Origin of the sequence: Kordia sp. (assembly GCF_045105435.1) — a bacterium.
Lineage (GTDB): Bacteria > Bacteroidota > Bacteroidia > Flavobacteriales > Flavobacteriaceae > Kordia.
This window is the reverse complement of sequence record NZ_JBGCDL010000365.1, coordinates 1-12,982: the sequence shown is the minus strand read 5'-3', so window position 1 is coordinate 12,982 and position 12,982 is coordinate 1. Positions and strand designations below refer to the sequence as shown.

The 12,982-nt window shown below is 33.6% G+C and carries 13 protein-coding genes; 1 reads left to right on the top strand and 12 read right to left on the bottom strand.

Going from position 1 to position 12,982, the window contains the following annotated elements; translation table 11 throughout:
- A partial coding sequence (locus AB8B65_RS18495; RefSeq protein WP_405302768.1) for a winged helix-turn-helix domain-containing protein occupies positions 1-256 on the top strand: 256 nt, incomplete at its 5' end.
- Positions 257-328: 72 nt separating this feature from the next.
- Here the strand turns inward: AB8B65_RS18495 and AB8B65_RS18490 are convergent.
- The 12 genes from AB8B65_RS18490 to AB8B65_RS18435 form a co-directional block, all read right to left on the bottom strand.
- A complete protein-coding gene (locus AB8B65_RS18490; RefSeq protein ID WP_405302767.1) occupies positions 329-835 on the bottom strand; it encodes a cupin domain-containing protein in 507 nt (168 codons plus the stop codon).
- A gap of 193 nt (positions 836-1,028) precedes the next feature.
- A complete protein-coding gene (gene miaA / locus AB8B65_RS18485; RefSeq protein ID WP_405302766.1) occupies positions 1,029-1,934 on the bottom strand; it encodes a tRNA (adenosine(37)-N6)-dimethylallyltransferase MiaA in 906 nt (301 codons plus the stop codon).
- An 11-nt stretch (positions 1,935-1,945) separates the two neighbouring features.
- The gene (locus AB8B65_RS18480; RefSeq protein WP_405302765.1) at positions 1,946-2,779 is read right to left on the bottom strand and encodes an ion transporter; all 834 of its coding nucleotides are present in this window, start codon (positions 2,777-2,779) and stop codon (positions 1,946-1,948) included.
- A 20-nt stretch (positions 2,780-2,799) separates the two neighbouring features.
- Positions 2,800-4,737, bottom strand: coding sequence for a DUF3857 domain-containing protein (locus AB8B65_RS18475; RefSeq protein WP_405302764.1), 1,938 nt, complete (start codon positions 4,735-4,737; stop codon positions 2,800-2,802).
- A 45-nt stretch (positions 4,738-4,782) separates the two neighbouring features.
- Positions 4,783-6,753 carry a DUF3857 domain-containing protein gene (locus tag AB8B65_RS18470; protein WP_405302763.1) on the bottom strand — a complete coding sequence of 657 codons (1,971 nt, stop codon included), beginning with the start codon at positions 6,751-6,753 and terminating at the stop codon, positions 4,783-4,785.
- A 16-nt stretch (positions 6,754-6,769) separates the two neighbouring features.
- Positions 6,770-8,131, bottom strand: coding sequence for an exonuclease domain-containing protein (locus tag AB8B65_RS18465; RefSeq protein WP_405302762.1), 1,362 nt, complete (start codon positions 8,129-8,131; stop codon positions 6,770-6,772).
- Positions 8,132-8,341: 210 nt separating this feature from the next.
- Positions 8,342-9,004 carry a YggS family pyridoxal phosphate-dependent enzyme gene (locus AB8B65_RS18460; protein ID WP_405302761.1) on the bottom strand — a complete coding sequence of 221 codons (663 nt, stop codon included), beginning with the start codon at positions 9,002-9,004 and terminating at the stop codon, positions 8,342-8,344.
- 23 nt (positions 9,005-9,027) lie between these two features.
- Entirely contained in the window at positions 9,028-9,741 is a 714-nt protein-coding gene (locus AB8B65_RS18455) for a hypothetical protein (protein ID WP_405302760.1), read from the bottom strand.
- An 86-nt stretch (positions 9,742-9,827) separates the two neighbouring features.
- Entirely contained in the window at positions 9,828-11,066 is a 1,239-nt protein-coding gene (locus AB8B65_RS18450; RefSeq protein WP_405302759.1) for a DUF1015 domain-containing protein, read from the bottom strand.
- Between the two features lies 1 nt (position 11,067).
- Positions 11,068-11,616, bottom strand: coding sequence for a M23 family metallopeptidase (locus AB8B65_RS18445; protein ID WP_405302758.1), 549 nt, complete (start codon positions 11,614-11,616; stop codon positions 11,068-11,070).
- A gap of 62 nt (positions 11,617-11,678) precedes the next feature.
- Positions 11,679-12,017, bottom strand: a complete 339-nt coding sequence (locus AB8B65_RS18440) for a hypothetical protein (RefSeq protein WP_405302757.1) — start codon at positions 12,015-12,017, stop codon at positions 11,679-11,681.
- A 101-nt stretch (positions 12,018-12,118) separates the two neighbouring features.
- The coding region (locus tag AB8B65_RS18435; protein WP_405302756.1) for a 3-hydroxybutyryl-CoA dehydrogenase at positions 12,119-12,982 on the bottom strand (864 nt) is incomplete at its 5' end.

The window sequence follows — 12,982 nt, the reverse complement described above, 5'->3', positions numbered from 1 at the left end:
TGATCAAGAAGAGCCAAATAAACTATCGCCAAAAGAAAACGAATTACTACGTTTACTAGCATTACACGAAAATGATTTAATGCCAAGAGAATTAGCATTAACAAAGATTTGGAGAGATGATAACTATTTCACTTCTAGATCGATGGACGTTTATATAGCCAAACTACGTAAGTATCTTAAAAGAGATGAAGACGTGGAAATCTTAAACATTCATGGAGAAGGATTTAGATTAGTAATCAAAAATAAAGCAGAGTAGTAGAGAGCTATTCTAATTTACCCTCAAACACTTGAAAAATATAGTCGACAACCCGAATGTCGACTTTTTCATTTATTCTCTAGTAAGTCTATGGATAACGTCCGAATGTAACGGATATTCATCTTTTAACGCTGTACGATTCGCCAATTCGAAATCATCAAAATCGAATCCTGGCGCCACAGTACAACCCACAAATGCATAGGAATCTTTTTGTGGAACGCTTGACGCGAACCAACAACCCGCAGGAACTACTAATTGTGGCTGTTCTCCATTATTAAAGTTCATACCAACTTTATGTTCAGTATAGTTTCCTTCTGTATCAATTACATGCACACTGAGTGAACTTCCACCATAAAAATGCCAAATTTCATCTTGTTTAATTCTGTGAAACGCAGAAAAATTCTCAGAAGTCAGTAAAAAATAAATGCTCGTACAATAACTGCGATCGCCAGAAAAATTAGCTGGCAACGCTTCTTTCGTAATTACTGTTGCGCTTCTATATACTTCTTTATAAAATCCGCCTTCGGGATGTGGTAAAAGGTTGAGGTTGCTAACGAGTTTGTTTATTTCTGAGTTCATTTTTCGGGTTTTAAGTTTTAGGTCGCTTTGTTTTTTTGGTTTTGGTATAACGCTTTCGCTGGAATTTTTACATCGTCAGTTTGAGTCAAAACGAAATAATCTATATATAAACAAACAGATTGCCACAAGTTTTTTCAAAACTTTCGCAAAGACGTTTCTAATAATTTAAAAAAAACGAACAAGTCTAACAAGTCTAAAAAAGCCTACTTTCAATTTGCTGAATAATTTTCTCAATATCCGCTTCATAATCAAACCATAACGTAGTTTCATCTTTTTTAAACCAAGTTCCTTGTCGCTTGGCAAAACGGCGTGTATTTTTTTGAATCTCGCTCACGGCGAATTCCAACGTACACTTTCCATCCATATATTCAAAAAGTTCACGATAACCAACAGTTTGCAAGGCGTTCAGTGCTTTATGCTCATATAAAACTTTTGCTTCGTCCAGCAAACCTTCGTTCATCATAATATGAACACGTCGGTTGATACGATCGTACATAATAGACCTTTCTGCTGTTAAGCCAACTTTAATAGTTGTAAAATTTCGTGTGGCAGTTTTATCTTTCAAAAAGCTAGAATACGGTTGTCCGCTTCCAATGCAAATTTCAAGTGCGCGAATCAAACGATGTGGATTTTCAAGTGTCACGCGTTCATAATACACAGGATCAAGTTTTTGTAATTGCTCTTGAAGCGATTCGATTCCTTGATTTTCAAGTTGTTCATTTAATTTCGCTCTAATTTCAGGCGCTACTTTTGGGAATTCATCCAAACCTTTCACAACAGCATCTACATACAAACCGCTTCCGCCAACCATAATGACAACATTATTTTTTTCAAATAATTCATCAAGTTTTGTAATGGCGTCTTTTTCAAACTGTCCCACATTATATGCATCAAAAATGCTAATATGTTGAATAAAATGATGTTTGGCAGCACGCAATTCTTCCACAGAAGGAACCGCAGTTCCAATATTCATTTCTTTAAAAAACTGTCGTGAATCGCAGGAAATAATCTCTGCATTAAAATGTTGCGCTAGTTTAATACTTAACGCAGTTTTTCCAATTGCAGTTGCACCGACAACAGAAATTAAATAGTTTGCCATGAAAAGTTGTATTAATTGGTTTCTTCTGGATTTAAAACGGCGCCACAATCAAAGCAAAATTCAGCACCATCTCTGTGTCCTTCTGCCGCACAATTAGGACACGACTGTGTATTTAAATGAAGTTGATCTTTCTCCATTGTAGCAAACTGAGCCGTTACAATTCCTGTAGGAACAGCAATAATTCCATAACCCAAAATCATAATGATTGATGCAATAGATTGGCCAATGACAGTAGTTGGAAACATATCGCCATAACCAACAGTTGTCAATGTTACAATTGCCCAATAAATACTTTGTGGAATACTGGTAAATTTACTGTTTTCTATACCACCTTCAACCAAATACATTATAGAACCTAAAATGGTACATAAAATTAGTACAAACATAATAAAGATGCCTATTTTTATTCGACTCGCTTTCAAAGCACGCATAAGATTGTTTGATTCTCCAACAAATCGAGCTAATTTCAAAATACGAAAAACACGCATTAATCGTAAAGCGCGAAGCACAACTAATGAATGTGATCCAACAAAGAAAAGCGATAGATATTTTGGAATGGTAGACAAGAAATCTATAATTCCGTAAAAACTAAATATATACTGAGCTGGTTTGCGAATACAGATAATTCTAGCAAAATATTCAAAGGTGAATAATATTGTGATAACCCATTCTGAAATATTTAAAAAAGTCCCATACTTTCCAGCAAAATCAGCTACACTTTCTAGCATTACCAATGCAACACTGGCTAAAATTAATACTAACAAAACTACATCAAATAGTTTTCCAGCACGTGTATCTGCTTCGTATATGATTTCGTGAAGTTTCGATTTCCAATTTTTCACCATGTTGCTAAAGTACTATTAATTTAGGAATTCTTTTTCTTAATAGTTAAAAGTGTATTTTTCTGAATTTCTACAATATCTTTAAAAAACGATTTTAGCACTTCATATTCGTCGGTTACATAATGAAATTCATTGATCATAAGTGTAAAAGTCATATTGAGTTTTCCATCTTTTTCAACAGTAGTAAGCTTGCAAACGGCTTTGTTTTCAGCGATTTGAAATAGTTGATCTTCTGGTAAGTTTTCAAACTCATAATTTTCGGGAAGCGACACCACAAAACGTGTTGTGTATATTCTTGGATGCGCAAAATCTACTGGATATACTCGTTTTTCAAGTGTAAAGGGATTCTTAGGAAACGCTTTTAATACAAAAGGATCTAAATACAAAATGCCATTCTCGAATGCTTTATTAATAGTAAATTCAAACGTTTCTTTTAGTGGAAGTTCAGGAGTTTCCTTGTCAACTAATTTATAATCAGTAATTTCTAAATCTTGATATTCATTTTCAATCAAATTCAAATATTTTTCATCAATTGAAGCGTCAGATCGGGTTCTGTAATTCAATGCGATATGTCCTGTATACATATTTGTGAACCTACCTTTAATTGCGCCATCTTCATCAAATTTTACACTAATCGATGTTGTAAATTTATTTATGGGATTTGGAGAAATAGTTTCCCAATAACTTTCCGCAACAAAATCAAGCGCTCTTCCTTTGTAGTTTAGTGCTCTCAATGGTAAAACACCAAAAGGAGCATTTTTCTCAGAAGCATCTAAAAAGTATACATTTCCATCAACAATCGTTTTTACAATCATATAATTAAAATCACTGATCTTCGGATAATCGAGCGTAGGAATGCTATTATCTCTTGTCGCTGATAAGAGTAGTTCTGCATGAATTCCAGCTGCATGTAATGCATTCATCAATGATAAATTAATCTCTGAGATACTTCCACGCTTCGCTCGAAACGCTTTTCTAAGTTTATTTCCATCAATTCCACCAAGTTCACCATTAGCTGTATAATGATCTCTGATAAATTGATAAATCTTTGTTGCTTTTTCTATAGCTGATTTTGTATTCAATAGTTCTTTCGGAAGAAATCTCTTGAACATATATTTTTTTAAAATGGATTTGATGTTAAACTCATCTTTCATAATAGCTTCGTCAAACTTCTCCCATGTATCTATATGTGCATAACTACCAATACCAAACAGGCGAAAACTTCGATACTCTGCAAGTTTAAATTCAATTCTAGCAATATAATTCTCGTAAGACAATGAATAGTCTTCTTCCTTAAACGCAGGAACATCTAGCATTACATAACGCGAGACTTCGCAAGAACCAGCATCTTTTAATTCAGGAATTTTAAAACAATTCTTAAGCGCAAAAGCTTTATTAACATCTAATTTTAATGGTCCTTTAAGCGATCTGAGAAATTTATAATTTGAAGGGATTTTTGCATTAAATTCTGAACGTACTTTTGGAATGGTAGCTTGAAACAACCAAGGTCTAAATGCATGTGCGTAAGGTGACACAAGACTGTATTGATATTCAATAACACTACCAACTTCTACTTTGGGAAGCAATAGTTTTATTTCTGATACACTTCCTGAGATTTTAGCAACTATGATTTGACTTTCTTCCAAATCTGTGGAGCCATTGCGATTGTACGTAATTCCTTTTACATTAATGATCTTTTCTGATCCTATATACGGGATAATAATATTAGCTTCTTCTAAACCTTCCGTTTTTAGAATTTTTATTTTAGAATAATAATGAAGTGTAGTATAAATGTCATTGGCTTCACTGACATATTCAAACGTTTTATTTCCTTGTTCATCCAAAACAACTGCAGTAGCATCAGGATCTTTTTGATACGTTGTCATGTTTAGCTCTTTATCAGAAACTTTATTAAAACGATCTTCGAATGGATTTTGTGCAATTGTCTGTAATGATATCATACAAACAATACAGGAATATAGATATTTCATAAATAAAAAATAATGTTAACCTAGTTTCTTTTTAATGGCTAATCGTGTATTTTTTTGGAGGATGGATAGTTTACTGAAAAAATCTTTTAATTCTTGATATTCTTCAGCTTCAAAGTAAAAATTATTCAAAATTAACTTGAATGTTAGATTTAATTGTCCGTTTTGTTGGACTACTTTTAAGCCACAAACGGCTTTTCCGCCAGCTAATGTAAAGTTTTGATTCTCAGGAAGGTTCGAAAACTCATAATTTGGCGGCAACGACAATAAAAAACGTGTGGTGTATATACGTGAAAACGCAAAATCGACAGGATATGCGCGTTCTTCTAGCGTAAACGGATTTTTAGAAAATATTTTCATAAAAAACGGATCTAAAAATGTTTCGGCATTCGTAAAACCATCTTCATCAAACTCAAAAGTAAATACTTCTTTTAGTGGTTTTTGAACGTTTGTGCGTTCTTGTGCTTCGTATGCTGAAATTTCTAAGAATGGCAAACTATCTTCAAAATCATCTAAATATTCTTCGGTACTTTGTTCCGCTAAAGTTGCGCGTTGTTCATAAGCCAAATAACCCGTACTTGTTTGTGAAAGTTTCCCTTTGGCAGTTCCGTCTTCATTTATATTAATCGTAACCATCGTATTTTGACGATTTTCTGCATACGGATTGATGGTAATCCAATAACTAGGTTTCTTAAAATCCATAGCGCGTCCGTTATAATTTAACGCACGAATTGGTAGCAAACCAAACGAAAGTTGTTTTTCAGTCGCATCTAACAAAAAGTCTTCATTACCAATAGTGACTTTCGCAACTAAATAATTAAAATCGGACATTACCGGATGTTTCTGTGTTGGCAATCCTTTGGCACGTGTGGACAACATCACCGTTTCCGTTTTAATTCCTGCGGCAAGCAAACTATTGACTAATGACAAATTGATTTCAGCAGCATTTCCGGTCTTATCTTGAAACGCCTGACGCACATTTGCATCATCAAACAATCCATATTTGCCATTCCAAGCATAATGATTTTTGATTAACTCATATACTTTTTGGGCCTTTTTAAGTTCCGATGATTCATTTAAGATTTCAGCAGAAAGATGATTTTTAAAGAACCCTTTTTTTCGTACTTGCGCACCAATATCTTTATCTTTTCGCATGTCTTTATCAACCGCTTTCCAAGTTTTGGTATATACCTTTTTTCCGCCATTAAAGAGAACTTCTTCTGCCAATTCAAAGGCAATTTTAGAGATGTAATTATTTTTAGACAACATAAAAGATTCTTCTGTAAAAGCAGGAATATCTTTCATGGCGTATTTTAGCAATTCACAATCAGCTCTACCAATGATACCAGGAACTTTAAAACACCCTTTTTTTACAGATGCTTCATTAATGTTTAGTTTTTGAGAACCTTTCAAGGTTCTATTGTATCGGAAATTAGCAGGTATTTTTGCATTAAACTCACTATACATTTTTGGAATATTCGATTGAAAATCCCAGCCTTCAAAATTGTAATAAAAAGGAGATTCAAGTGTGTATTGGTATTCAATAACGCTTCCTACTTTTACATTGGAAAATGTAAATCGCTTTTCTCCATAAAAACTATTAAGATCTACAGAAAAAATCTGATCTTGAACCAATTCGTTGGTTTTGCCAGGATTGTGCGTAATGGCTTTTATGTTTTTTATGACTTCAAAAGCATTTCTTCCTTTGTAAAATGGAATTTTAATTTCTGCAGCTTGTTGAATTCCTTGCTTGTCTAAAATTTTAATTTTCGCATAAAAATGTTTGATTATAAAATACCGATCATTAATAACTTCAAAATAATTTTCTCCGTATTCTTCTAATACAACGGCATGTGCTTTTGTGTCTTTTTCATAGACAGTCATTTTAAGTTCTTCTTGCGAAACTTTATTAAACTTAATACTCATCGGATTTTGCGCATAGGAGCATAGAGTACATAAGATGGTAAGTAATAGGTAAATCGGTTTCATAAATGTAATAAATATGTTATAATGTAATGATTTTCAACTTGTTCTTACGACGAAGATGACTCTGAATAATATGCTGAACATCTCTATTGTTTTGCATTGGAGTAATGATCGTCTTTAACACGTCTCTGTTGGTAATTTGATAGTTGAGCGTGTAAAAACCAAACCCTTTGTATTCGCCGTTTTCAATCAAGATTGCGCTGCGTTCGTCATGATGACGTCCACGATCAATAATAAGCATATCTTTATTTGTATAGCTGTATTTGTCAATGGCTTCTTGCGCACGCTTGTTATAACTTTCGGGAGTTTCTTTTTGTATACAAGCGCCTTCACAGTCTTTTATTGTATACTGAAAACAGTGTTTTTTGGTCGCATACAATTCGTTGATTTTTTGACATAACGAGAATGTTTCTGTCAATTTAAACATCACGTGTTTGGCTTGTGATATATTGGTGAATGTTGTAATGTATTTTTTACGTCCATCTGCTTTTTCAATGCGAAAACCAATATAACCGTGTTCATCTTTGTATGAACTTAGCGCATATTGAAAAATAGTTTTTCGTTGCGCACGATTGTAAATGGGCTTTTTAAGCTTTATTTCTTGACTTTCTTTTAAAAGCGCTACTAATTCGCTTCCTGTGCGTTCAAAAGTAACAGCTGCGACTTGTTTTTGTATTTTTTTAGATTTGTTATTCGTGCCTGTAAAGTGCTGATTGATACGCTTTTTTATGTTTTTACTTTTCCCAATATAGATAATTTCCCCTTTGGCATTGTGCATATAATATACACCAGTTTCAGATGGTAAACCTTCAATAATATCGAGTAGGCGTGTGGCAACTTTTTTACGAATTTCAGTTTTTACTGCTTGCTGAATGATGGTTTTTTCAGAATCTTTATCCAATAATAATTGAAAAAGTTTTACTGTAGCAAGCGCATCGCCAGAAGCTCTATGTCGGTCACTCATCGGAATTCCTAAAGCTCTTACGAGTTTTCCAAGTTTGTATGATTCCATTTCTGGAATGAGCTTTTTTGAAAGTTCTACGGTACATAACGACTTGCGTTTGTACTCGAAACCTAAGCGTTTAAATTCCATTTGAAGAATTCGGTAGTCAAAAGTAGCATTGTGTGCTACAATAATACAATCTGTAGTAATTTCTACAATGCGTTTGGCAACTTCATAGAATTTTGGTGCATCGCGAAGCATTTTTGAGTTAATTCCGGTCAAATTCACTACAAAAGGTTGAATTTCACGTTCTGGATTTACCAAGCTAATGAATTGATCTACAACTTTATGACCGTCAAATTTATAAATTGCTATCTCTGTAATACCTTCTTCATTATATTTTCCACCAGTGGTTTCTATGTCTACTATTGCGTACAAACGATATGCATTGTTTAGGATTCTGGTATAAATATAAAAAGATCCTAAGGATGTTTCCTAGCTAATGACGCTTAATCTTTAAAAATAATAGTTGAAATGCGTAGAAATATAGTTTTAATACTTTTCTTACAAGTAAAATGCAGTTCTTTTTTGTGATTTATTTAGAAATATATTGATGAATTTAATGTGATAACTAAAGAATTCAAAACCTTATGGTTGATAATTTCGAGCGCCAAAAATGCTACTTCCAATGCGCACCATTGTACTTCCTGCTGAAATTGCCAATTCATAATCGCCACTCATTCCCATAGAAATGACAGTGATATTCGGTTGTTTTTGTTGTAAGCTGTCAAATGTTACTTTTAAGTGTTTAAACTCTTGTTGCACTTGCGTGAGATTGTCTGTAAACGTAGCCATTCCCATAACGCCTACAATTGCAATGTTTTTTAGTTGTTGAAATGCTTCTGAAGCGAGTAATTCTGTAGCATCCTTGGCTGACATTCCAAATTTAGAATCTTCTTCAGCAATTTTAATTTGAAGCAAACAATTAATCACACGATCGTGCTTCTTTGCTTGCTTGTCAATTTCTTTCAGCAGTTTATAATTGTCTACACCGTGAATCAAATTGACAAACTTAGCCATATACTTAACTTTGTTGCGTTGAACGTGCCCGATCATGTGCCAAGAAATGTCTTTAGGAAGTTGTTCCCACTTTTTAGCCATTTCTTGAATTTTATTTTCACCAAACACGCGTTGTCCTGCGTCGTAGGCTTCTTGTAAATCGCTGACAGGTTTTGTTTTAGAAACCGCAACTAAGGTTACATTTTTAGGTAAATCGTTTTGTAATTCTTGTATTTTGGATGCTATTGACATAAAATATACTTGTTCTTTTAAAATTATTTTCGTGTATACGTATCCCAGCCTCTAAAGCCGCAACCTGTTCCTATGATAGAATCTTTCTTTTGCTGTTCAAAGCTGTTTAGAAATATTTTTTCGTAGGTAGACCATTGCATGTGGACAGTTTTATTTGGCGCTGAGCACGATTTTTTTACATAAATAATGTTATTGTTGCTGTTAAAAATAATACCGCCAAATTCAGAGTTGTAAAAGCTTGTTTTTTGACGTTCTGATAGCGTTTCAAATGAAATTTCATCTTTTTCTACCTTGTTTATCATTTTTACTTGTTCTGAATATTCTTGAAGTCTGTTTAGTGCAATTGCTGTCGTTGGATATTCAAAAATAAAATATACGTAATCGTCCAAGTTATCGGATATATAACTTTTATTGAATTTTGGATCTTTAAATGCTCTAATTTTTAAGAGTTCTTTGAAATTAAATATGTGTACCCATTTTGGAATTTTCTTTGAAGCCGAAGTAATGTCTATATATTTTAATTCTTTGGCAAATAAAACCATATTCAAAGTTTCAGCAGCTTTATATATTGGATTTTCAGCTGTTTTCGCACTTGTTTTTTCATTTTTAACTACTATATCTTTTTTGACTTCAGTCGTATTTTTCTTAATAATCGGCTCTTTTTTTTCGTTCTCGCAGGAAATAAAAAAAACGAAACAAAAAGGAATCAATCGTATTAAATAATATTTTTTAAACATAATAACAATATGAAATTTTAAATTCAAAATGTAAAAGTAATTCCAAACACATAAAAGCGAAGCAACCAATAACCAAAACCCAACACCTAAAACTCATAAATAGTAACGCCACTACGCAGTTTAGGTTCTATGTATGTACTTTTTGGTGGCATGGTTAATCCGTCGTCTGCAATACGTTTCATTTCATCAACATTGACAGGTACAAGTCCGAAACCAACAGAAAATTCACCAGAGTCAATTCGGTTTTTCATTTCAATGACATTGTGTTTGTTGTATCCGTAATCAATTCGGCTATCGTTTCGTAAATCGCTTATGTCTAAAATTGGTTTTAAAATAGTGATATGCAGAATATGTGTGTCTAATTCGCTTAACGAATCGGTAAATTTATAGTTCGTCTTACGCAAGTACAAGGAGTAAAATTCACCATCTAAATACATGCTAAAGTGATGTTTTTTAGAAGGTTTATACAATTCGCAACCTCTATTTTCAATACGATATACTTGATCGAGTTTCAATAAAAACTGTTCTTTCGATAATCCATTCAAATCCTTAATCAATCTATTAAACTCGTAAATACACAATTCTGATTCAGGAATTAAATAACTCATGAACGAATTGTAACTTTCCTCGCCTGTATGCGCTTCGTTTTCGTTTTTAGAGTCTACGCCTAACAAATAGGAAGAAGCCGAACGGTGATGTCCGTCTGCAATATAGATTTCGCCCATTTCTGTAAATTCCTCTTGAATGGCTTTGATATCAGCCGCAGCTTCAACCAACCACAAATAGTGCGTATCTCTGTAAGTTGTGGTAAATTCAAATTCGGAACGTGTTGCGGTATATTTTTGTAAAATGTTTTTAATCACGTCAGAATCGGGATAGGTGAGCAGTACAGGTTCGGCGTTGAAACCGACTGTTTTTAGGTATTCTTTAAAAATTTGCTCTCTATATTCAATCGTATCTTCATGTTTTTTAATGATATTGTTTTCATAATCTTCCGTACTTGCAGCGGCTACAATTCCTGTGAAAACTTTTTGTTCACGATTTACAATTCTGTATATGTAGAAACAAGGCGATTTATCTTGCACAAAAATTTCATCTTCTTTAAACTCTAGATACCTGTTTCTGACTAAACTATAACGTTCTTTTCCAGAAATTTCTTTGTGGTATTTATAGCCAGGATTTACAATGTGCAAAAACGAAAACGGATTGTAATCCAAACGTGCTTCACGTTCGTCTTGCGTGTAACTTTGATACGATCTTGCTGCGACAAGACTTACTTTATCGCGTGTTGGTCGGACCGCTTTGAATGGATGTATTTTTGCCACGTTAGTTTCTGTTAGATTTGATAAATGTTGTCGGATTCAAAAATCCAGTTGTATTTTTACTATATCCGTCACCAATTTCCATAAAAATATCCTCGCGAATTTCTAAATGTAAGTGTGCGTAATATGCGCCATCTGCATTGCCAATAGTGCCAATTTGCATGCCTTTAGTAACAAAGCTACCTTTTTTTACGGAGATTGTATCACAATGTGCATATAAGGATTCGAAATACTTGCCTTTGTATTTGTGTACAATGCGAATGACATTTCCCCAACCGCCGCCATAGTTTTCGGCAAATTGTACATATCCGTTTCCAATGGTGTATATAGGATCGCCCAAATCGGTATTTCCGCCGCCTGTGCCATTCCAATCGTCACCTAAATGATCGTTTACCGTAAATTTTTGTGCATTGTAATAGCCTTTTGCATCTGGTTTCCCGATAGGAAAATCAAATCCTTTTGCAATGTAGTTTGGATTTTTGGCGAAAATACGATCAAAAAAGACAAATGGATCTTTGGAAACATTTGTCTTTTTTTGTTGCTTTTTGGGCACGCTTTTTTGCTCAGTTTGTTTACAACTAAGCAAACATAAACATAGTATTAATACGAGTTGCTTCAAGCGTTTATATACGTTTTGAATTTTGTGATATCGTCTTCTGAGTAAAATATATCGTGTGGAATGTATGTGTATTTTATTTTGGTTACATATACAAGCCAATAACCTTCTTTGGTGACAACGTTTCTAAGTTCGCCCATGTTCCATTTTTTACTTTCGTCGTTGACTGTAATTTGCAATGTATCTGCATCAAACTGTATGCTGGTTTCTGAAAAAAACGGTTCTAAATTCTTCACGAAAGTGAGCATAAAATAACTAAAACCGGCTACAATAAGAACGATCAAACTGTATAAAGCAATTAAACGACCAAGTTGCCAACCTAATAATAAGGTCCACATAATTAAAAAAGGTAACAGAAGTAATATACTTTTTATAAGTAGAAAAAAGAAGATTTCTCGATACTTTTTACTTGTTAGGTGATACGTTTTGGTATCAATCATTAGCTAAACATTTTTGCGACTTTTTCCGCTTTTCTACTTTCTGAGTAATCATAAAATCCTTCTCCAGATTTTACACCTAATTTTCCTGCCATCACCATATTTACTAATAGTGGACACGGCGCGTATTTTGGATTTTTGAATCCTTCATACATTACGTTTAGGATAGACAAACATACGTCTAAACCAATAAAATCAGCCAATTGTAATGGACCCATTGGATGTGCCATTCCTAATTTCATAACCGTATCAATTTCTTGAACGCCCGCAACACCATTGTATAAGGTTTCAATAGATTCGTTAATCATTGGCATTAAAATTCTGTTTGCCACAAATCCTGGATAATCGTTTACTTCCGTTGGAACTTTGTTCAATTTCTTAGAAAGTTCCATAATTGTTTTTGTAACTTCATCAGAAGTGTTGTATCCACGAATAATTTCGACCAATTTCATAATTGGTACAGGATTCATAAAGTGCATTCCGATCACCATTTCTGGTCGTGATGTGACTGCTGCAATTTGTGTGATAGAAATTGAAGACGTATTGGTTGCCAAAATGGTATCATCTGGACATAATTCGTCTAAATCTCTAAATATTTTAAGTTTTAAATCTACATTTTCAGTAGCCGCTTCTACCACTAAACTTGCATATTCAACACCTTCTTTAACACTTGTAAATGTGGTAATGTTGTTGAGTGTATTTTGCTTGTCTTCTTCCGAAATACGTTCTTTTGTTACCATACGATCTAGGTTTTTCGTAATGGTTGCAATTCCTTTATCTAAAGAAGCTTGAGCGATATCTATTAATTGAACTTTAAAGCCAAATTGAGCAAATGTATGCGCAATTCCGTTGCCCATAGTTCCTGC